Annotated in this window: 20 protein-coding genes and 3 pseudogenes; 13 read left to right on the forward strand and 10 right to left on the reverse strand. The window is 64.9% G+C overall.

All coding sequences use genetic code 11. The features are described 5' to 3' along the window. Window positions 1-33 precede the first annotated feature (33 nt). The 4 genes from ACSQ89_RS31015 to ACSQ89_RS31030 are packed head-to-tail and all read left to right on the forward strand — an operon-like array spanning window position 34 to window position 3,324. Window positions 34-486 carry a type II 3-dehydroquinate dehydratase gene (locus ACSQ89_RS31015; protein ID WP_436293061.1) on the forward strand — a complete coding sequence of 151 codons (453 nt, stop codon included), beginning with the start codon at window positions 34-36 and terminating at the stop codon, window positions 484-486. Window positions 487-527: 41 nt separating this feature from the next. Next, a complete protein-coding gene (gene dctP / locus ACSQ89_RS31020; protein ID WP_436296789.1) occupies window positions 528-1,517 on the forward strand; it encodes a TRAP transporter substrate-binding protein DctP in 990 nt (329 codons plus the stop codon). Continuing rightward, window positions 1,514-2,026 carry a TRAP transporter small permease gene (locus ACSQ89_RS31025; RefSeq protein WP_436293059.1) on the forward strand — a complete coding sequence of 171 codons (513 nt, stop codon included), beginning with the start codon at window positions 1,514-1,516 and terminating at the stop codon, window positions 2,024-2,026. The genes dctP and ACSQ89_RS31025 overlap by 4 nt, the downstream gene beginning before the upstream one ends. Then, window positions 2,023-3,324 (forward strand): TRAP transporter large permease, encoded by a 1,302-nt coding sequence (locus ACSQ89_RS31030; protein WP_436293058.1) that lies wholly within the window; start codon window positions 2,023-2,025, stop codon window positions 3,322-3,324. The genes ACSQ89_RS31025 and ACSQ89_RS31030 overlap by 4 nt, the downstream gene beginning before the upstream one ends. Before the next feature lie 618 nt (window positions 3,325-3,942). Here ACSQ89_RS31030 and ACSQ89_RS31035 read toward each other — a convergent pair. Beyond that, window positions 3,943-5,112 (reverse strand): glycerophosphodiester phosphodiesterase, encoded by a 1,170-nt coding sequence (locus ACSQ89_RS31035; RefSeq protein WP_436293057.1) that lies wholly within the window; start codon window positions 5,110-5,112, stop codon window positions 3,943-3,945. A gap of 487 nt (window positions 5,113-5,599) precedes the next feature. Here ACSQ89_RS31035 and ACSQ89_RS31040 point away from each other — a divergent pair, with 487 nt between their 5' ends. After that, window positions 5,600-5,890: a DUF1330 domain-containing protein gene (locus ACSQ89_RS31040; protein WP_436293056.1), complete on the forward strand. Its 291-nt coding sequence runs from the start codon at window positions 5,600-5,602 to the stop codon at window positions 5,888-5,890. A 517-nt stretch (window positions 5,891-6,407) separates the two neighbouring features. Here the strand turns inward: ACSQ89_RS31040 and ACSQ89_RS31045 are convergent. Then, window positions 6,408-6,680: a hypothetical protein gene (locus ACSQ89_RS31045; protein ID WP_436293055.1), complete on the reverse strand. Its 273-nt coding sequence runs from the start codon at window positions 6,678-6,680 to the stop codon at window positions 6,408-6,410. A 199-nt stretch (window positions 6,681-6,879) separates the two neighbouring features. Further along, complete coding sequence (locus ACSQ89_RS31050) at window positions 6,880-7,566, reverse strand: TetR/AcrR family transcriptional regulator (RefSeq protein ID WP_436296790.1); 687 nt, start codon at window positions 7,564-7,566, stop codon at window positions 6,880-6,882. Here ACSQ89_RS31050 and ACSQ89_RS31055 point away from each other — a divergent pair. After that, window positions 7,552-8,466 carry an SDR family NAD(P)-dependent oxidoreductase gene (locus ACSQ89_RS31055; protein WP_436293053.1) on the forward strand — a complete coding sequence of 305 codons (915 nt, stop codon included), beginning with the start codon at window positions 7,552-7,554 and terminating at the stop codon, window positions 8,464-8,466. The two genes, ACSQ89_RS31050 and ACSQ89_RS31055, sit on opposite strands and share 15 nt — an antisense overlap. A 210-nt stretch (window positions 8,467-8,676) precedes the next feature. Here the strand turns inward: ACSQ89_RS31055 and ACSQ89_RS31060 are convergent. Both ACSQ89_RS31060 and ACSQ89_RS31065 read right to left on the reverse strand, forming a co-directional pair. Then, window positions 8,677-9,300 (reverse strand): annotated as a pseudogene (locus tag ACSQ89_RS31060) (transposase); the annotation flags it as partial. A gap of 183 nt (window positions 9,301-9,483) precedes the next feature. Next, entirely contained in the window at window positions 9,484-9,663 is a 180-nt protein-coding gene (locus tag ACSQ89_RS31065) for a hypothetical protein (protein ID WP_436293052.1), read from the reverse strand. A gap of 331 nt (window positions 9,664-9,994) precedes the next feature. On the opposite strand from ACSQ89_RS31065, the gene ACSQ89_RS31070 reads away from it, so the two are divergent. Further along, entirely contained in the window at window positions 9,995-10,564 is a 570-nt protein-coding gene (locus ACSQ89_RS31070) for a TetR/AcrR family transcriptional regulator (protein WP_436293051.1), read from the forward strand. A gap of 47 nt (window positions 10,565-10,611) precedes the next feature. Further along, entirely contained in the window at window positions 10,612-11,529 is a 918-nt protein-coding gene (locus tag ACSQ89_RS31075; protein ID WP_436293050.1) for an oxidoreductase, read from the forward strand. Between the two features lie 284 nt (window positions 11,530-11,813). Here ACSQ89_RS31075 and ACSQ89_RS31080 read toward each other — a convergent pair. Further along, window positions 11,814-12,099: pseudogene (locus ACSQ89_RS31080) on the reverse strand (LysR family transcriptional regulator); the annotation flags it as partial. On the opposite strand from ACSQ89_RS31080, the pseudogene ACSQ89_RS31085 reads away from it, so the two are divergent. After that, a pseudogene (locus ACSQ89_RS31085) lies at window positions 12,090-12,753 on the forward strand (oxidoreductase); the annotation flags it as partial. The pseudogenes ACSQ89_RS31080 and ACSQ89_RS31085 sit on opposite strands and share 10 nt — an antisense overlap. Before the next feature lie 88 nt (window positions 12,754-12,841). On the opposite strand, the gene ACSQ89_RS31090 reads toward ACSQ89_RS31085, so the two are convergent. Beyond that, on the reverse strand, window positions 12,842-13,723 hold the full coding sequence (locus tag ACSQ89_RS31090) for a LysR family transcriptional regulator (protein ID WP_093110726.1): 882 nt from the start codon (window positions 13,721-13,723) through the stop codon (window positions 12,842-12,844). Window positions 13,724-13,840: 117 nt separating this feature from the next. On the opposite strand from ACSQ89_RS31090, the gene ACSQ89_RS31095 reads away from it, so the two are divergent. Genes ACSQ89_RS31095 through ACSQ89_RS31110 form a run of 4 tightly spaced genes read left to right on the forward strand, consistent with a single transcriptional unit; the run spans window position 13,841 to window position 18,144 of the window. After that, entirely contained in the window at window positions 13,841-15,277 is a 1,437-nt protein-coding gene (locus tag ACSQ89_RS31095) for an amidase (protein WP_436293049.1), read from the forward strand. Further along, on the forward strand, window positions 15,277-16,281 hold the full coding sequence (locus ACSQ89_RS31100; RefSeq protein ID WP_436296791.1) for a tripartite tricarboxylate transporter substrate-binding protein: 1,005 nt from the start codon (window positions 15,277-15,279) through the stop codon (window positions 16,279-16,281). Before ACSQ89_RS31095 ends, ACSQ89_RS31100 begins: the two co-directional genes overlap by 1 nt. A gap of 37 nt (window positions 16,282-16,318) precedes the next feature. Beyond that, entirely contained in the window at window positions 16,319-17,350 is a 1,032-nt protein-coding gene (locus tag ACSQ89_RS31105) for a Bug family tripartite tricarboxylate transporter substrate binding protein (RefSeq protein ID WP_436293047.1), read from the forward strand. After that, window positions 17,347-18,144 (forward strand): class II aldolase/adducin family protein, encoded by a 798-nt coding sequence (locus tag ACSQ89_RS31110; protein WP_436293046.1) that lies wholly within the window; start codon window positions 17,347-17,349, stop codon window positions 18,142-18,144. The genes ACSQ89_RS31105 and ACSQ89_RS31110 overlap by 4 nt, the downstream gene beginning before the upstream one ends. 30 nt (window positions 18,145-18,174) lie before the next feature. On the opposite strand, the gene ACSQ89_RS31115 is transcribed toward ACSQ89_RS31110, so the two are convergent. Genes ACSQ89_RS31115 through ACSQ89_RS31125 form a run of 3 tightly spaced genes read right to left on the reverse strand, consistent with a single transcriptional unit; the run spans window position 18,175 to window position 20,599 of the window. Further along, window positions 18,175-18,837 carry a GntR family transcriptional regulator gene (locus tag ACSQ89_RS31115; protein ID WP_436293045.1) on the reverse strand — a complete coding sequence of 221 codons (663 nt, stop codon included), beginning with the start codon at window positions 18,835-18,837 and terminating at the stop codon, window positions 18,175-18,177. 54 nt (window positions 18,838-18,891) lie between these two features. After that, a complete protein-coding gene (locus ACSQ89_RS31120) occupies window positions 18,892-19,629 on the reverse strand; it encodes a hypothetical protein (protein WP_436293044.1) in 738 nt (245 codons plus the stop codon). 4 nt (window positions 19,630-19,633) lie between these two features. Further along, window positions 19,634-20,599: a Bug family tripartite tricarboxylate transporter substrate binding protein gene (locus tag ACSQ89_RS31125; RefSeq protein ID WP_436293043.1), complete on the reverse strand. Its 966-nt coding sequence runs from the start codon at window positions 20,597-20,599 to the stop codon at window positions 19,634-19,636. Window positions 20,600-20,606: the final 7 nt, after the last annotated feature.

Below are 20,606 nucleotides of genomic sequence, written 5' to 3' on the forward strand. Positions count from 1 at the left end.
AGTCTTTCCTGGCGCCACCGAAGAATGGGCCGCATGAGCTCCACCGTCTACATCCTCAACGGCCCCAATCTGAACCTCTTGGGCGTGCGCGAGCCGCACCTGTACGGCAGTACGACGCTGGCGCAGGTGGAGCAGCTGTGCCGGCGCGTCGCCGGCGAGCTGGGGCTGGACTGCGAGTTCCGTCAGACCAATCACGAGGGGGTGATGGTGGATTGGGTGCAGGAAGCCCGTGAGCGGGCCGCGGCGATCGCCATCAACCCGGCTGGGCTGTCGTTCCGGTCCATTCCGCTGCTGGACGCCCTCAAGACGGTCGAGCAGCCCATCGCCGAAATCCACGTGACCAACATCCATCGGCGCGACCCGCTCTATCAGCATTCGCTGGTGTCGCTCGCGGCCACGGGAGTGATCTGCGGCTTCGGCGTCTTCGGCTACGAGCTGGCGATCCGGGCGCTGGCGCAGCGCCTGGCGGCTGCAGCGGCGGGCTGAGGTCCCCCGCGTTCTTCACCACAACACAATAGGAGACCACCATGAACCGTTCCATCGATCGTCGCACGCTGCTGGGCGCGGGAGCCACGCTGGCCGCCGGCGCCATCCTGCCGGCCTGGGCCCAGACTCAGCCCACGCTGCGCTTCGCAGCCGTGTTCTCGGACAAGGACATCCGCGCCGACATGATGCGGATGTTTGCCAAGGACATCGAAGCCGATTTCAAGCTCGAGATGCACCTGAACTCGACGTTGTTCCGCCAGGGCACCGAGCTCGTCGCCCTGCAGCGCGACAACCTGGAGATGGGCAATATTGCGCCGCAGGACATTGCCAAGCAGGTGCCCGCGTGGTCGCTGCTCGCATCGGCCTATTTGTTTCGCGATGCCCACCATCTGAACAGCTTCTTCGCGAGCGACCTGGGTGCGCAGATGAAGAAGATGGCGGAGGACCCGCTGAAGGTGAAGATCCTGGGGCCCACCTTCTTCGGCACGCGCCATGTGGGCCTGAAGACGAAGAAGCGGATCAACGTGCCCGCCGACCTCTCCGGCGTGAAGCTGCGCATGCCGCCCGGCGACACCTGGCAGATGCTCGGCCGCTCGCTCGGGGCGAATCCCACGCCCATGGCCTACGCCGAGACCTATACCGGCTTGCAGACCGGCGCGATCGACGGCCAGGACAACCCGCTGCCCAACGTGCAGAACATGAAGTTCTACGAGGTGATGTCGCAGATCGTGCTGACCTCGCACCTCGTGGGTTTCGACCTGCTCACCGTCAACATGAAGACCTGGCAGGGCATGACCCCGGCCAAGCAGCGCGCATTCCAGGCCGCCGCCGACAAGGCGATCGCCTGGAGCACGGCCGAACACCTGAAGCGCGAGGCCGAGCTCGTCGAGACCTTCCGCAAGCAGGGGCTGGAGGTGTATTTGCCCAATGTCAACGCCTTCCGCGAGCATGCCCAGAAAGCCTATCTCGCCTCGGACGACGCCAAGAATTGGCCGCCCGGCATGCTGGACAAGATCAACGCCCTGAAATGACAGCGAACTTCTTCCGCCGGATGTCGGCGTCGCTGCATCGCTTCGCCGAAGCGGTCGCAGCCCTGTTGCTGGCGGTGATCTTTGTCGCGTTCATCGTGCAGATCGGCTTGCGGTACCTGTTCAATTGGCCGGTGGGCTGGACTTCGGAGCTGTCGCTCGCGGCCTGGCTGTGGCTGGTGCTCTGGGGTGCGGCCTTCGTGCTGAAGGACGACGAGGAGATCCGCATCGACCTCATCACCGAACGTGCGAGCCGCCGCACGCGCCGCGTCCTCGGCGCGATCGGCGCCTTGAGCATCATCGTGCTGTTCGGGATGTCGCTGCCCGCTTCCTACGAGTACGTGAGCTTCATGAAGGTCGAGAAAAGCTCGTACCTGGGCATCCGAATGGACGTCACGTACTCGATCTACCTGGTCTTCGTCCTTGCGGTCATCGCTCGCGGCGTGCGCCAGCTGATCCGCGGGCCTGCACCCGCTCGGGCCGACGCGCCCGCTTCCTCTTCCGCGCTGTGAACTTCACCAGCCCCTTCTCGCTGGCGCTTTGCACCATCGTGGCGCTGAGCCTGCTCGGCGTGCCCATCGGCCACGCCATGATCGGCGGTTCCGTCCTGTACCTGTACCTCAAGGGCATGGACATGGGCGCGGCCGCCGAGCAGCTCCTGAACGGCACCTATTCCAGTTTCCTGCTGCTGGCGATCCCGCTGTTCATCCTGGCCGCCACCATCATGAGCACCGGCAGCATCATGGACAGGCTGCTGCGCTTCTGCAATGCGATCGTGGGTCGCTTCCCGGGCGGCCTGGCGCAGGTCAACGTGCTGCAAAGCGTGGTGTTCGCCAGCATGTCGGGCTCCGCCCTGGCCGATGCCGCCGGCTCGGGCAAGGTGATGCAGGTGATGATGACCCGGGACGGCAAGTACACGCCGGGCTTCGCCGCGGCGCTGAGCGCCGTCTCTTCGGTGATCGGCCCGATCCTGCCGCCTTCCATTCCGCTGGTGTTGTATGCGCTGGTGTCGGGCACCTCGATCGGCTACCTGTTCATCGGCGGTGTGCTGCCGGGGCTGCTGCTGGGTGCCGTGCAGATGGGATTGATCTACTTCCTGGCACGCCGCCGCGGCTTTCCGGTGGAGCCCAGGGTGCCGCTGCGCGAGATGCCCCGCATCACGCGCGAGGCCTTCCCGGCGCTCATGCTGCCGGTCATCCTGCTGGGCTGCCTCTACAGCGGCATCACGACGCCCACCGAGGCTGCGGGCGTCGCCGCCGCCTACGCCCTGCTGATCTCGGTCGGCCTGTACCGCAGCATGCGCTGGAGCGACCTCTACGAATCGCTGCTGTCCAGCGCGCGCATGAGCATCTCCATCGGGATGCTGATCGCCGGCGCGCTGGTGTTCAACTACGTCATCACCTCCGAGAACATTCCCGCCACCCTCAGCGTGGCGATGAAGGGCCTCCAGCTATCCCCCATGGGCTTCCTGCTGCTGGTCAACGTGATCCTGCTGGTGCTGGGCGCCTTTCTCGAAGGCTCGACCATCATCCTGATCATCCTGCCCGTGCTGCTGCCCACCGCGGTCGCGCTGGGCATCGACCCCGTGCATTTCGGCGTGATGGCCGTGCTGAACATCATGATCGGCCTGGTGACGCCGCCTTACGGCCTGCTGCTGTTCATGATGATGAAGATCGCCAATGTGTCGCTGGCGGAGCTCTTGCGCGATGTCTACCCGTTCCTGCTCGTCATGCTGGGCGCCCTCGCGCTGGTGACGGTGTGGCCCAGCATGGTGCTGTGCCTGCCGCGGCTGGCGGGATATTCGGGTTGATGACCGAGAGAATGGCGTAACTGGGGTCATATCTTGATGCCACTAAGTCCCAGCTGAGCCAAGCGACCGACTGAGGTTCGGTTGCCAGCACTTCGCTTCCATTCACAAGCACGCGAAGGGTATGCAAGTTAAGCCTCCAGGTTGGTACCGCTCCTGTGGCGAGGTTCTATCTGCATGTAGAGGCATCGCGTCCGGTTCATTCGGGGAATGGGATCCATCCAGTCTTTAGGCAGAGCACTCAAGCGGCCGCTCCTGGCCCGACTGTAGCCGGCACGGGAGCACTTGTAAGGCACCATCGGCTGGAAACTGGAAGGTCGTGACGAACTTCTGGTATTGGCCGCATCCTGCCAGATGTCATACGCACCTGCCGAGCGCGATTGCCGAGCAGCCATTCACCATGCATCACCTCAATGGACAAAAAGTGACGACCGCGGCTTCACCGAGTTCCTTCTGAAGGAGAGCTGCTAGCTCGACGCTGAGCCCATCGTGACTCCTCCGTTTCTCCTCAGATTCGAAGCCTGAGTCTGGTGGGTACCCCTCCGAAAACGTCCTTTGGAAAGCTGCATCCCATTCCGCAATCCGCGAGAAGACACGCCGCCCCTGCGCCGGGTCCGACCGTCAGGGTGCGACGAAGGAGTCGCGCGCGAGCTTGCCGAGGTGCGGATGGTCGGTGAAGAATCCGTCCATACCGAGCTTGAGGAAGGCCTTGATCTGGCCGTCGAGCTTGCCGAAGGCCGCCGGGTCGGCGCCAGCGTCGAACTCGTTCGGCAGGAAGGCGTTCTCCGCGCGGAAGGTCCAGCCGTGCACGATCAGGCCGGCTGCGTGCGCGTCGCTGACGAAGCTCGTCGGCGTGCCGAGCGTGCCGGCTGCGGTGAGCGGAATCATCACGCTGGTGTTGGCACCGACGCCGTTCGCGTAGCTGCGGATGTCGGCCAGGCCGGCGGGCTTGGCCAGATCGGCGTACGTGCGCGGGTCGCCGCTCGCGACGAAATCCCACGGCTTGCCGCTCGCGCTGATGAGCTGCACCAGCGGCACCTGCGTCATGCGGTTGAGCTTGCGCAGGTTCGCGGTCTCGAACGACTGGACGAACACCGGCGCCTGCGGCCCCACGTAGCCGTGGCGCGCCAGCGTGCGCACCAGCGGCTCCTCGAGCGGCAGGCCGATGCCCTGGAAGTAGCTCGGGTGCTTGGTCTCCGGATACACACCGATCGGCCGCCACGCCACCGGACGGCCGCGCCCGGCGTGCACCTCGGCGCGGCGACGCTCGTTGGCCTGCGCGACGAGCTGCAGCACCTCGTCGAGCGTCGGCACCTCGAACATGCCGTCGAAGCGCGTGTTCGCGGTGCGCAGCGCGGGCAGTCGCTCGCGGGCGCGCAGCGTCTTCAGCTCGGCGAGCGTGAAGTCCTCGGTGAACCAGCCGGTCACTGTCACGCCGTCGATCGTCTTCGAGGTCTTGCGCGATGCGAACTCGGGACGATCGACCACGTCGGTGGTGGCTTCGCGCACCGAGCCGTCGGCATTGAGGATCGCGATCGCGTTCTCGTGCCTGGCGACGAGCACGCCGTCCTTGGTGATCACGAGGTCGGGCTCGACGTAGTCGGCGCCTTGCTCGATGGCCATCCAGTAGGCAGCCAGCGTGTGCTCGGGCAGGTAGCCGCTGGCGCCGCGGTGGCCGATGACCAACGGCGGCGCCGGCGGGCGGGCGCCGTGCCGCTCACTTGGCTGGGCGCAGGCGGAGATCGAGACGAAGGCGAGAGTGGTCGCGGCGAGCAGCGACAGGAGCTTCATGTGCTAGTCCCATGGCAGGTGGAAAGCGCGAACCATAGGATCCGGCCGTGACTCCATCATGACGCCGCGTCGTCAGGAGCACGCCGCGACACGTCTCAGATCGGCGAGACCCCTCGAAGTCGCGGCCGATATGCGGTCCATGTCGAGGTGGTGGTGGGCCGGCTAACTGACCGTGTGGCGCTCAGGCCGTTGTACCTGGGCAGCGCGTTGCTGCAGTACCGGTGCCGCTCTGTCCTCGTGGGCCGACGGCGAGTGATTGCTACCTCAGATGTCCAAGGTCCGCGTTGGGTCGAGAGCGGCGTCGAGCGGCTGCTTCTTGGCATCCACGTTGAATGGGGTGATGGCCGCATTCTGCCGCACGTGCACCGGCGTCAGCGGTCCCAGAGCCGTCCTTCGCAGCGGAGATGCTGGACGGGGCTTGCTGCAAATCAAGACACGCGGCACAGTCACACGTTTGCGTGTTCAGTCGCACCGAAGAGAAAATCAGATGCCAAAAGCCTACTGGGTAAGCGCGTATCGCGCGGTCAACGATTCGAACAAGCTTGCCGCGTATGCGAAGCTGGCCGGCCCGGCACTCACTGCCAACGGTGCGCGCTTCCTGGCGCGTGGCGAACCGTCCAAGGTCTACGAACTCGGCCTGATGCAACGCACTGTACTGATTGAGTTTGACAGCGTTGAACAAGCAATTGCCGCGCTTGACAGCCCGGCATACCAGGCAGCACTGGCTGCGCTGGGCGACGGAGCCGACCGCGAGATTCGCATCATCGAAGGTATTTGAGCGGCAGCTGCGGGACCCGCCCCCTTTAGTACCCGCGGACAAGACAAGCTCGCCCCAGTGCGCGATTGGGAGACAGGGAAGGAAGACGCGCAATGGGGGTGCTCAGAACGAAGGGCTGCTCCTGGCCGCCGACTGTAGCCGGTCGTGGCCTCGGCGCTGCGGGCGTGCGGCGGTCCCTCGCACAGGGGCGCGCAGCAGCTTATTCGCTCTCCGACTTGTGTCGAATGCCCCGGCCATCGATTCGACAGGCCCATCTGATCGACGCTGCCCACGAAGCATCACTGCTGTTCTTCTCGACCACGCCATCCGCATACAAGTCGTCGGGCTTCTGCTCGCTGTCCTTGTCCTCTTGGCAGACCCGTACACGAAGACCCTCATGTAGCTCAACGAGCTGCCCCTGAGCGTCTAGGCGGCGGTCTGTCCTTGCGAGCAGGACCAAGTCAGGCTCGACGAGCTCGTTGAAATCGACGTGGAGGCAGAGCCGGGTCATGTCATGAACGTCTGGTCGTGGCCGAACTCAGTAGAAGCTCCATGCGGCGGCCGCGAGAAATCCGGCGGCTAGAACAACGAACACCCAGAACAGGCCTGGGATCCCGCCGACGGCGGTGAACTCGTTCCTCTGGGCTCGGTCCTGCTCTAGCGTTGAGAGGGGGTCAACGCCGACTGCCCGCCCCATTCGTTCTATCGGCACCGCGAAGGCCTTGAAACGAGAAGACGCCTCAAACCGATAGGCGTCGAAAGCCAGAGCAGCGAAGAAGAGCGACGCCAAAAGAAAACCAAAGGCAAGCATGAACCGATTGTTTCCGTTCCCAGTTGGGGTGAGTGCCTAGCGGCCGGATTCTGCCGCATGGATCGATGTCCGTTTATGGCCGGGAACGGTAGCTGCGATGCGCACCCTGGCAGACGTCGACGAGATATCGCCACCGGCGCAGCCTATGCCGCTTTCGTGCTCATCGGCTGCATCCAGGCGGTCGCTTCTCACGCCTGCTTCAATCCGCTGGGGCCATCCCCCGCATCAACGTCAGCAGGGCATGCTCGAGGTCTTGCTCGAAGTCGTATCGCAAACCCTCCAACTCGGGCAGCTCGACGACTTGCGCGGCCATCTCTGCCGGGTTGCTGAGCGGCCAGAGTCCGATGATGAGCGGCACCGCGTGCTTCACCACATGTTCGAAGGCTTGTACCGGCATGCCGGGCACGCGGGCGTGAAAGGCCTGCGCTGCTCCCTGCCGAACGGCCAGCAGGTTGCCTTTGAATTCGACCATGCGTTCGAAGGACACCTTGCGCTCGAGGAAGGACGGCAGGATGCTGGTCAGCCTGCAAAGCAAGGGCCGGGCAGAAATCGTCGAGGCGAAGACGCGGGCAATGTGTTCAAAGCTGGCGCCCGCCTTGCCCCCGCGCGCCAGCGCCGTGCTCAGTTCGGCATGCCAGGCTGCAAATTCTTCGACGAGCAGATCCATCAGCACGGCCTCGCTGCTCTCGAAATACCGGTACACGTTCGACTTGGTCATCTGCGCCTGGCGCGCCAGCTCGTTGATTCCCAACTCGAGAGCGGCCGGGTTCTGGCTCAGCATTTCTCGAGCGGCAGCCAGCAGGTGGCGGCGCCGCTCTTCCTTCTGCTCGGCGGATCGAGCGCGTACGTATGAGCTGGGCGAATTCATGCGGTGATCACATTCCATTTGCTAAAAGACCACTGGTCTGCTAAATTACAGACCAGTGGTCTCCAATCTTGCCTGAAAGCGAGGGTGCCGGCCACCTCCAGCTTCACCCTGACTTCAACAAAGGCAAACATCATGGCTACCAACGTCGACTCCTGGGTTCTCATCACTGGAGCGTCCAGTGGCTTTGGCGAAGAATTCGCCAGGCAATACGCGGCCGAAGGCCACCCGCTCATTCTGGTCGCACGCCGGCTCGATCGGTTGCAGGCCTTGGCTGCAGCGCTGCAACAGCAGTACAAGGTCAAAGTCATCGTGGAGCAGGTCAATCTCTCGGACGTGGCCGCCGTCCACGAGTTGCACGCCAGTCTTCGCGAGCGTGCAATCGCGGTTGAAATCCTGATCAACAACGCAGGCCACGGCTTGCAAGGCCCACTGCTCGACACGCCGATGCAGAGCACCCTGGACATGTTGCAGCTGGACATTGCAAGCCTGACGGTCATGACGCGGCTCTTCGGCGAGGACATGCGCGAGCGGGGCCACGGAAAGATACTGCTCGTCGCCAGCATGCTGGCTCACTTCGGCGTGGAAAACATGGCGGTCTACGGCGCAGCCAAGGCCTACGTGCTGCGCCTCGGCGATGCGTTGCACCGTGAGTTCAAGCGCGACGGCGTGACTGTTACCTCGCTGTGCCCCGGCATGTCCGACACCGGCTTTGCGCAAGCCGCCAAGCAGAAGATCACGTGGGGGCTCAAGCTGCTGATGATGAAGCCGGCACCGGTGGTGCGGGCGGGAATCCATGCGCTGCACACTGGTCGCATGAGCGTCGTTCCGGGCTTCAACAACAAGGCCGCGGTGGCGATGGTGTGGGCGACACCGCGCTGGCTGCACCAGGCCATCTTTGCGCGCGTCATGAACGGTTGAATCCGCCGGGCTCGGACTGCTGAGTGGCCTCGCTGCGACAAACAGCGGCCTATTGCTTGAGGGGCAGCCGGCATCGAATCCGCAAAAGCCTCGCGCGCACGTCGCGGCTTAGAAGCTGAAGCTTGAGCCGTTCACCCAACCGCTCAGGCACATGATGAAGAGATCCCCCACCCCCACCCCCACCCCCGCATCCGGCGGCCAGCGCGTGCAGGCACACGCTCGTCGGTAGCCGTAGCTTGGAAGGTGCGCGATCTGACTGCGAATGTCATTGAGCAGCTCGAGGTCGCCAGCGCACGTCCTTGCGCTTCGGCGATCCTGCCAAGACACCGATCGCTTTGCGACAGCGTGAACGTGCGAGCGCGCCAGCCCCAGTGCCTGACAGACGGTCTTCATTGGCCGTCGTCCTTGGGCAACAAGGGCGAGCGCGCAATCCACCTTTTTTCCGGCAGCGTACTCCACGGCTTCCTTGAGGATCTCGTTCTCCAGGGTCTTCTTGCCCAGCACGCGCTGCAGCTTGGCGATTTCGGCGCGCGCCGCCGCCAACTTTGAAGCGGGCACCACTGCTTCGCCTGCAGACACCGCCGTCAGCGCCCCCTGACGATCGAGCTTGCGCCACTGAAACAGCAAACTGGCGGCAACGCCTTCCTGGCGCGCCACCAGCGACACCGTCATGCCTGGCTCATACGTGCGCCGAACCAGCGCAGCTTTCTCCGAGGGGGACCAGCGCCTGCGGCGCTGGTCTTTCAGAATGACTTCAACACTATCCGTATGCCTAGTCGTACTCACAGTCCTACTCCTATCCGTAAAGATAAGCGATGGACCGTGTCCGGTCATTCAGGGGCCAGCTCATCCCTACGTCTGGTAGGAAGTGGGGCGGTCGTTTGCAAGAAGTCGGTGCATCGTCGCCACGGAGCATTGGGTCCACTGGCAACGTCACGCTCCGTGACCAAGCAGATCGATGGGTCGAACGACTGGAACTGGCCGCCTTCTGCCTGTCGAGCCGACCATGCAGCCTGCCTACTTGGCGTCTTTGCCCATCAGCTCCCATGCTAGGCCGGCAACCCAGCCAATGCCGACGAGCCATGCCCCGACTTGAACAGCGTCAGCGCTTGGTGCCAGCCAGTGGACCAACACCGCAATCAGCAATCCAGCCACCGCGCCGAAGCAGGACCACGGTGAAGCGAAGACATCAAGCATTTTCGAGTGTCCGGTGAGGGTCTGGTTGTGGCCGCATCCTGCCCGACGGCGAGTGGGTGTGCACGCGCTTCACGCCGTCACATCTGAAAGGGGCCCATAGGAGCCAGCGATGGTTTTCTCAGCGAACGACCGGTCTACCTTGGAACTTGAACCTCGCGACAGACAGACTACTCCCCACTTGGGTCGCCCAGCGCCGGCCAGGATTGAGTGCCAGCGGGCAGGTACGGGTTGCGCGCCTTGAACGATCCGCAGGCTTCAGGCAAGCCCACTTGACCTGGATGTTGTTGCCGCTGTATGATTGAGCAATCACTTACTCAACTAAAGTTCAAGTATGGCCCGTCCCCTGAGCGAGGAAAAGCGCGCAGCCTTGCTCGAGGCAGCGTCAGACCTTGTCGCCAACCTCGGCACTGGCGCTTCCACAGCGAAGATCGCGCAGGCGGCCGGCGTGTCCGAAGGAACGCTATTCACATACTTTCCGAGCAAGGATGACCTCCTCAATCAATTGTTCATGGAGATCGAGGCTGACTTGGCCGCGACGATGCTGGCGCCGTATCCGGTGGATGCGTCACCTCGAGACCTGCTATGTCTCGTCTGGAATCGCCTGATCGACTGGGGGCTGGCCCACTCCACATCGCGCAAGGCGCTGCGCCAGTTGAAGGTGTCGGATCGCGTGACGGCAGAGAGCCGCAGCCATTGCCACGTCATGCTGAGGGATGCACGTGCGATCGTGGAGCGATGTCTATCGGGGCATGCTGCTCCAAACAGGGTCGCCTTCTACATCGACACGATCCTGTTCGATCTGGCCGACATCACCATCAACGCGATCGCCTCGAAGCCCAAGGAAGGTAAAGCCATTAGGCAGGCCGGGTTCGACTTGTTCTGGAAAGGTTCGGCTGCCTGATTTTTCGATCGATAAATGAGTGTGTAATTACTCAAATAAGGAGCTATATGTCAAATCACAAAGGATTCACCGAAGCGGATGTCCCCGATCAGTCGGGAAAGAGCTTCATCGTTACAGGCGCCAATGCTGGCGTCGGCTTCGAAGTGTCGAGGGCACTCGCTGCGAGGGGCGCGCGCGTCCTATTGGGTTGCCGCGACCAAGCGAAGGCAACGGAAGCCATCACGCGGATCAAGCGCATCACGCCGAAGGCGGATGTCAGCTGGCTCCCGCTGGACCTGGGCGATATGGAGAGCATTCGCGCCGCGGCCAGAGCCGTTGCGGCGCAACCGCTGATTGACGCCCTCATCAACAACGCGGGCGTCATGAACCCGCCCCTGATGCGCACCAAGCAGGGGTTTGAGTCGCAGTTCGGGGTCAACCATCTGGGCGTGTTCGCGCTGACCTCGCTGCTTCTGCCCAAGCTGGCCCAAACGCCCGGATCGCGCGTCGTCGTCACGTCGAGCATCGCGCATCTCAAGGGCAAGATCGATTGGGACGACCTCAACGCTGAGCACAGTTATTCGAAGGGGGATCGCTATGGCGGCAGCAAGCTGGCGAACGCGCTGTTCTTCTTCGAGCTGGATCGTCGCCTGCGCGCGTCAAGGTCTCCCATCACAGCCGTTGGTATCCATCCGGGCGTCGCCAACACCAGCCTGGGGCGGCATATGGGGCCGGCCCAATGGGCGGGGCCGATCGTCGGCCTGCTCCTCAACAGTGCTGAAAAGGGCGCATGGCCGGCGCTGCTTGCAGCGACGGGAAGAGTGAAGCCCGGGGGCTACTACGGGCCCATCGGATTCGGCGGCATCCGGGGTGTGGCAGGTGAGGCCAATCGAGCCCCGCAAGCCGAGGATCCGGAACTTGCAAAGCGGTTGTGGGATGTCTCCATTGCCATGACTGGTATCGACCCGGGCTTGCCGCCGGCCTGAAGGCTTGCCAAACACTGATTCAAAACACCGAAGCGGCAACCCAAGCGATAGACAAGGAAAAGACATGACAGCACCTGATGGATCCACAACGACAGTGTGAGACTGCTCTGGAGAATGAGCAGCTTCGGGTGACGGTCGGCCTACGGCGGCTGTGCTTTGAAACCGGTCGTTGGCGTGGCGATCTTCTGACCGATGGTATGACCGCAAGTGGCCGACTGTAGCCGGAAGCGTCGCCATCACGAAGAGGCCCAAGGCCGGCGTTGATCGCGCCGGCAAGCGGACGCTCAGGACGTGCTTTGTATGAAATCCACAAATGCCCGTAGCGGCGCTGGCAGCAGCCGGCGGCCAGGGTATTAAAGGAATGGGCCGGAGAAGCGTAAGCCACCAGGGTTCGAGGATCGGCTCGAGCGCGCCGCTTTCGAGGTGAGGCCGCAGCCAGTCCTCGAACAGGTAGATCACGCCGGCGCCGGCTATCGCTGCGTCCACTTCAAGATCGGTCGAGGCGCCGAGCCGCACGATCAGCTGCCCGGCCACCTCAACGCGCAACACCTCGCCGTCGCGTTCGAACTCAGATCATCCGCGAAGCACTCGCGCCTTATTCGAAAGGACCTCGTGATCGTCACCAAGATCGGCGCGCGGCGTATCGACACCGGCGGCTGGCTGCCGGCGTTGTCGCCCGACGAGCTGACACAGGCGGTTCATGACAACCTGCGCAACCTCGGCCTGGACGTGCTGGAGGTCGTGAACCTGCGCATCATGTTCGACGCGCAGGGCCCGGCCGAGGGGTCGATCGAGGCACCGCTGACGGCACTGGCCGAGCTGCAGCGCCAGGGCCTCGTGCGCCATATCGGCCTGAGCAACGTGACGCCCACGCAGGTCGCCGAGGGGCGCCGCATCTGCAGCATCGTCTGCGTCCAGAACCAATACGACCTCGTGCATCGCAACGACGACACGCTGATCGACGACTTGGCACGCGATGGCATTCCCTACGTTCCGTTCTTCCCACTCGGCGGCTTCACCCCAGTTCAGTCATCTGGCCTCTCCGACGTCGCCCAACGCCTCGGCGCCACGCCGATGCAGGTAGCGCTTGCCTGGCTCCTCCGCCGCTCCCCCAACATCCTGCTGATTCCCGGCACCTCGTCAGTCGGCCATCTGCACGAAAACTTGGCCACGGCGAAGCTGGAGTTGCCGATCGATGCGGTCGAAGCGCTGGACCGCATGGCTAGACGCACTCCGCGATCGCCCGGCGATGCCGTAGGCCAGCACGCAGACGCGGTCGGACATCGCGCCCGAGCGATGCCTGGAGGCGGCCTCATCGCAGAGCCTGCCTCGCAGCAGCGATGAACGGTTCGACAAAGGGGCTGTCCAGATCGTGGCGCCGGCAGACAGCCACGTCGAAGCCTTCGCTGACGCCCTTCAGCTTCCGGAAGGCGACACCCGGAGGACGGCCAACCGCAGCGCATGCCGGAACCAGGGCATACCCCTCACCAGCGAGCACGAGAGCCAGTGCGGCGTGCACGGTCTCCACACGTTCGACCACCTGCATCGTCACCTGGTGCCGGCGAAGCAGTGCGGCCACCAGCGACGTGTCCGCGTTCTCCTTGAGCTTGGGCAGGGCGACCAGCTTCTGGCCCTGGAGCCGTTCGATGGGGACCGAAGCGAGACGCGCGAGCGGCGCGCGTGCAGGCATGGCGAGCCGCAGCGGCTGCATGCCGACGATGGTGTTGGCCACTTCCACTCGCTGCATCGGCGGCATGCACAAGCCGACGGTCACCTTGTGATCGACGATCTGGGCCTCACAAGTGGCGGCACTCATCTCGACGAATTGCAGTTCGACTTCGGGTAGGGTGCGACGTAAGAGCGGGACGAGCTTGGGCAGGACGGCGTAACCCAACGAAAACATGTAGCCCACCGCCAGCAGGCCGCGTCGTCCGGAGCCGATCGCGCGCGCAGCCTCGTAGCCGTCGCAAGCCAGGGCCAGGGCTTCGCGAGCGCGCGCGAACAGGGCGCTCCCCGCGTCGGTGAGCCGCATCCCCGTCGATTCGCGCAGGAACAACGCAGTCCCTACCTGGGCCTCCAGGTTGCGGATCTGGACGGACAACGGTGGCTGCGCCATGTGCAGCCGCTGGGCTGCCTTGCCCACGCTGCGAGCTTCCGCCACGGCCACGAAGTAACGCAGGCTCTTGAGGTCCATGCCCATACGCTTCTGATATGAGTGGATTGTGAACGAGTATTGGACCGTGCGGCAGCCGGATGGCACCCTTCGGCGCATGCCGGCTGGATGTGCCGGTGTCTGACAGAGGAAGGTTGGATGGCCGAAGAGTTTTGCTTTTGGACAGCAGTACGCCTGCGCGAAGCGATCGCGCACCGTGAAGTCTCTCCCGTCGAAGTGACCCGGGCCGTGCTGGATCGCGCGACACGGCTGCAGCCGAAGCTCAACTGCTTCATCACGTTGTGCCCCGACGAAGCCATGCGCGATGCGAAGGCTGCGGAGCGGGCAGTCATGCGGGGCGAGCCCACCGGACTGCTCCACGGCATTCCGTACGCCTGCAAGGACCTGGTCAATACGAAGGGCGTGAAGACCACCTTCGGGTCGCTGCTGTTCGCCGACAACGTCCCGACCGAGGACGCGGCAGCCATCTCCCGGCTGCGGCAGCACGGTGCCATCCTCGTCGGAAAGACGACCACGTCGGAGTTTGGCGCCAAATGCCTGACCGATGCACCCTTGTTCGGACGCACGCGCAACGCATGGCACCCCGAGCGCACGAGCGGCGGATCGAGCGGCGGCGCAGCGGTGGCGGTGGCGACTGGACTTGCCCCGATCGGGATCGCAACGGACGGTGGAGGCTCCACCCGGATTCCGGCAGCCTGCAACGGAGTCGTCGGCCTGAAGCAGTCGATCGGGCTGGTCCCGCATTCGCAGGCGGAGGACGCCATCGGCAATCTCACCTACGTCACACCGATCTCGCGTACGGTCGCCGACACCGCCCTCATGCTGCAGGCCATGGCGGGCGAGCATCCCTGCGACCCCTGGTCTGCCGGCGCCCGGGCGGAAGACTATCTCAAGGACATGCGCTCCGTGGCTGACTTGCGGGGCAAGCGCATCCTGTTCGCGGGAATGCCGCCCGGCAGGCCTATGGCGTCCGACGTTGCTTCCTGCTTTGGATCCGCACTGCAGCTCCTGGCGGAGTTGGGCGCGGAGTTGGCCGAGATGGGGCCGTCGACAGACTTCGACGTCGAGCCACTTTGGCGCACCATCAATCACACGGTCTGGAAAGCACGGTTCGGGAAGATGGCCGAGGAGCAGCCGGATCAGCTGACCCCCTCCCTCCTTCAGCAGCTCGCGCTCGCGAAGGACTACACCGCCGTCGACTACCAGAAGGCGAACTTCGCTCGCACTCGCCTCTTCCGGCATGTGCAGGACTTGCTGCGTGACAACGACTTCATCGTGGTTCCCACGCTGGCACGGACCGCCGTTCCGATCGACCAGGACCTGTTCGGCAAGCTCGAGATCGATGGACGGCTCTTCGACGAGGTGCGGTCCAACTGGTTCCCGTGGACCATGCCGTTCAACCTGACCGGCCACCCCGCCATCACGCTGCCCTGCGGCTTCGGCAGCGACGGACTACCGATCGGCCTGCAGTTGGTGGGGCGCCTGCGCCGGGAGTCGGATCTTCTTGCCGCTGCGGCGGTATTCGAGGCTGCCAGGAATATTGTGTCCCGCTGGCCGAACGAGGAGGTGTGGTGATGAACGTGATTCGGATTTTCCTTTCCGCCGCGTGGATCGCGGCGATCGCTGCCGTTGCAGCCGGCCCTGCGCAGGCGCAAGCGCCTGCGCAGGCATCGGTCGGAGGCGCCCATCCGCTGCGTCTCGTCGTCGGATTTCCGCCCGGGGGTGCGCTCGACACGCTGGCGCGGGCGCTCGCCGAGCAGCTGCGCCTTGGCGGCGAGGAACAGGTCATCGTGGACAACCGGCCCGGCGCCGCCACGCGGATCTCCATCGAGTACGTGAAGCGCGCCCCGCCCGATGGCAGGACCGTGCTGCTGTCTTCCAACGCGCCGCTGGTCATCTTTCCGATGACCTACAGGCAGCTTGCCTACGACGTCGATCGCGATTCCATCCCCGTGAGCCACCTCGCCGAGGTTCCCACGGTGATTTCCGCCGGTGCGGACCGGCCGTACAAGACATTGCAGGACTACCTGAGCTGGGTGCGCGCCAACCCTTCGCAGGGGAGCGTGGGGCTCACCAACCTCGGCGGGACACTGCACTTCGCCGTCCTCGGCATGGCCAAGACCGTGGGTGTTCCGCTGACGCCCGTGGCGTACAAGGGTGGCGCACCGCTCGTGGCGGACCTGATCGGCGGGCACGTTCCCTTGAGCGCGGACGCCCTGGCCAGCCAGCTGGAACTCCATCGTGCCGGCAAGGTGCGCATCCTGGCGGTTTCAGGCACACGCCGCATTCCGTCCCTGCCGGACGTTCCGACCGCGCGCGAGGCCGGCATCGATGCATTCGAGCATGCAAACGCCTCCTACAGTGCCTTCGTGCCTGCAGGCACCCCTGCGGAGGTGGTGCAGCGCCTGGAGCGTGCCTTCGTGGCCGCGATGCAGCAACCGCAGGTCCGCAGCGCGATGGCGCGCGCAGGTCTGGAGGCGACGGGCCTGCCTGGCGCCGCGGTGAAACGCACGCTGAGCGCGGAGCGCGACTTCTGGCGTCCCGTGGTGCAAACCTCGGGATTCCGCAGCGAGGAGTGATGGCGTCACGGGCGCCCTTCAACCGAAGGAGATCACGGTGCGCAGAGCGATCAGCAAGACTTCCGCATGCACGCGCCGCCGTGCAGGCGTACGCACTCTGGCCCTGTTCCTTGCTGCATGCGTGATGCCGCTGGGACCAGCGGCTGCCGCGGGCTATCCGGAGCGTCCGGTGACGATCGTCTCGGCGTTCCCCGCCGGCGGTATCGTGGATGTCATCGCACGCCGGCTCGCGCAGCATCTCTCCGAGCGCTTCAAGCAGAGCTTCATCGTCGACAACCGCGCGGGTGCCGCCGGCAGCATCGGCTATTCGGCCGTGGCGCGTGCGGCGCCCGATGGGTACACGCTGGTCGTGGCCAGCGGCCCGACGACCATGGCGCCGCCCGGCGCGGCAGCGCCCTCCTGGCAGCCGCAAACCGCGTTCAGCGCGATCGGGATGATCGGCACGATCCCCCAGGCGATCATCGTGAGCAACGGATTGCCGGTCCGCTCACTGCCTGATCTGGTCGAGTTCGCCAAGGCGCGGCCGGGCCAGGTCAACTACGGCTCTGCCGGCGGGGGCACGACGCCCTTCTTCACGATGGAGTTGCTCAAGAGCCAGCAGAAGATCGAACTCACGCACGTGGCCTATCGAGGCCAGCCGGAGGTCATGACGGACCTGGTGCGGGGCGAGATCGGTGTCACCGCGATGACCGTGCCCCTGGTCGTCCAGCAGGTTCGATCGGGCAAGATCAAGGCGATCGCCGTCACTTCGAGCACCCGGGTCCCGTCGCTGCCGGACGTGCCGACGGTCGTCGAACAGGGCATGCCCGACCTGGCCATCTCCAATTGGTTCGCCCTGATGGGGCCAGCCAGGATGCCGCCGGAGGTCGTGGCCACGCTGGCCCGTGTCCTGTCGGAGGCGCTCGCGGCTCCCGATGTCCGGGCCAGCCTCGGAGACCTGGGGCTGGTCATCCAGCCCGCACCGCCGGCCGAGACACAGGCTTTCGTGCAGGCGGATCTCGCCCGCTGGATCGCGATGTCCCGATCGCTCGGCACCGAACCCACCCACAGCAAGGAGACAACGAAATGAACAACGATATCGCGCAACTTTCTTCGCATGCCAAGCCTGAAGGCATGGATGCCGCCGAGTGGCAGTTGCGCTGCGACCTCGCCGCCTGCTACCAGCTGACGGATCTCCATGGCATGTCGGACCTGGCCTCGACCCACATCTCCGTGATGCTGCCGGGGCCCGAACATCACTTTCTCGTCAATCCGCTGGGCACCCTGTTCGACGAGATGACGGCATCGGCCCTGATCAAGGTCGACCTCGATGGCCGCGTGGTGCAGGGGGACCCGTCGCTGCTCAACCCCGCCGGGTTCATCATCCACAGCGCCGTCCACATGGCGCAGACGGAGTTGGTGTGCGTCATGCACAGCCACACCCGTGCGAACAACGCGATCGCGATGCAGGCCATGGGTCTGCGGCCCCTGAGCCAGAAGGCCTGCGTCATGCTGGATTTTCTCGGCTACCACGACTACGAGGGCACGGCGCTCGACGAAGACGAGCGCGAGCGCCTCGTGCGTGACCTCGGCCCCGAAGGCCGTGTGCTGGTCCTGCGCAACCACGGCGCCCTGACGGTGGGCCGTAGCGTAGCAGAGGCCTTCTGCTGGATGCTGCGCCTGGAGACGGCATGCCAGTACCAGATCGATGGACAAGCCGGCGGAGTGCCGCTCCACGAGCTGTCCGACGCCACCATCCGGCACACCCGCGCCCAAGGCCGCAAGATGCTGGGGCCCGGCGGCTTCATGGAAGTCGGCAAGCTGGAGTGGCCGGGACTGCTGCGCAAGCTGGAGCGCGAGCGCGGGGCCTCCTACCGGACTTGAGCAAGGGCGCGCGACGCCGGCGCCGGGGCGCTACAGGATGGAGAAGGAAATCGACTTCGCCACCGCGTCGCGGATGTGCCGGATGCGCTCCCGGTTGAGTCGTTCGGCACCTTTGGCGTCGCCGCGCACGATCGCGTCCAGCAACTTCTCATGCTCCTCGATGGCAGCTTCCATGCGCCCCGGCAACATCGCGGTGCGGCTGCCCGTCAGACGCAGGCGGTTTTCGATCGCCATGACATGCTCCGACAAGGTGGCACTGCCGCAGCATTCCACGAGCGCACGCCGGAACGCCAGCGCCTGATCGAGGTACGCGCCGACGTCGCTCTTCCTGGCGCTCGCGGCCAGCTGCTGCAGTGATTTCTTCAATCGTTGCAGGTGGAAGCTGTCCATGTTTTCCGTTGCAAGCCGGGCCACCAGTCCTTCGAGGACTTCACGGATGTCCAGCAGCTCGATCACTTCTTCCGGGCTGAGCTGGGTCACCGTGACGCCCACGAAGGGTGTGCGGCTGACCAGGCGCTCCACTTCCAGCTGGCGGATGGCTTCCCGGATCGGCGTGCGGCTCACTTCGAATTCGGCCGCGAGATCCTGCTCCGTGAGCTTCGACCCCGGCTTGAGCTCCCCGCTCAGGATCGCGGCGCGGATCCGCTCGCAGACCTGCTCGGCCGATAGCGGCTGCGGACCGCGCTTGCGCAATGCGTTGGACTTCTCTGATGTCATGCAATCGTTATACAAGAGATGGCGGGCACTTCAGCCACCCGAATATTCGGGCGCGATGGCCGGCATCTGCAGCACGAGCAGGTGAACGCCGCTTGCCCCGGCGGCGCAGCCACCTGCATCTTCACCAGGTGAAAGAAAGCGGCTTTCCCATGCCTGCAGCCGCCGCTGCGGGGTTTCGAGCGCTCCGGCAAGGACGAGCTGGAACTGGCCCGAGCCGCGCGCTTCGATCGGCTCGAGTGGCGACCAAGGCGGGAGCTGCAGCGCATAGGCCTCGAGGCCGTCCTGCGGCGCGATCAACGGGACCCGGCGCGCCGATGCCAGGCCGCGAAGCGCTTCCAACGCCAAGGGCTCGTGCACCGGCCCATGAGCATTCCGTTTCGGTCCGCGCGGCAGCCTGTCCCGTGCGGCCGGGAGGAAATTCGCGCCCGTTTCGTACACCGCACGAATCGTGAAATAGCTCAGGCCGGCAGGGCCCGCCACCAGCGGCCCGTAGCCCGTGAACGCGCCGGCATAGTGAAGCGACCCGGGGCCCACGGCGTGCGCACCCAGGGTGCCGCTGCCCTCCTTGACCACCTGGAACTGGTTCTGGGTGTGGAAGTGCGGCGCCAGCACGGCATTCGGCGGTTGCTCCACGAGGAAGACGGTCGGAGACAGCCCCGGGCCGCGATCGCTTTGCATCCACTCGCTTCGATGGAAGCTGAAGCCGTTCTCCAGCACACGACGGTGCCGGGTTTCGCCTGCGAGGGCGGCGCAGCCGAGTGCGATCATCACCTCACTCCAGCCTGGCCCCGGAGCCCTTGATGACGGTGGCCCAGCGATCGACTTCGACCCGCACGAAGCTCTTGAACTCCGCAGCCGATTTGAATCGGGGCCGCGCTCCCAGGCCGATGATCCGCTGCGAGAAGTCCGGCGAGCGCACGATCTTCGCGAGCTCTTCGCTGACCTTGTCGACGACGGCCTTGGGCGTACCGGCGGGCGCGAGCAACCCGACCCACGGCACCAGATCGAAATCGGACAGGCCGCTCTCCGCCACCGTCGGAATCGAAGGCAGCACCGAAATGCGCTCGCTCGAACTCACGGCGATCGCGCGCACCCTCCCGCCCGCCAGGAAGGGTTGGGCCGCGGCGTAGGCGTCGAACGAGACCTGCACCTGGCCTGCGGCCAGGTCGGTGAGCGACTTGGCCGCGCCCTGATAGGGCACGTGCGTCATCCCGATGCCGGTGCGCCGCATGAGCTCCGACATGGCGAGGTGCGACACGGAGCCGTTGCCCGGCGACGAGTAGTTCACCTTGCCCCGGTTCTCCTGGGCGTAGGCGATCAGCTCCTCCAGCGACTTGACCGGCACGCTGCTGTTCACCATCAGCACGAGCGGCGCGTCATAGATCAAACCGACAGGCTCGAAGTCCTTCACGCTGTCGTAGCGCACGTTCTTGTAAAGGACCGGATTGCCGGCGACAGCCGCGGAAGCGGACAAGGTCATGACGCTCCCGTCGGCAGGCATTCGGGCGACCGCCTCGAGCGCGATGCTGCCGGACTGGCCGGGCATGTTTTCCACGATCAGGGTGCGGCCGATCGCCAGGCCCAGGCGTTCGGCAAGCAGCCGGGCGACCGCGTCGACGGACTGCCCTGCCGGATAGCCCACGATGAGCTTGCCGGTGTCTTTTTGCGCGAATGCCGCAGTGCCGGTACACAGCAGCGCGATGATCGCGCTGTTGAAGGTGCGACGGATGATCTTCATGCTCGTC

Origin of the sequence: Variovorax sp. LjRoot175 (assembly GCF_964253805.1) — a bacterium.
In the GTDB taxonomy this organism is placed as follows: Bacteria; Pseudomonadota; Gammaproteobacteria; order Burkholderiales; family Burkholderiaceae_C; genus Variovorax.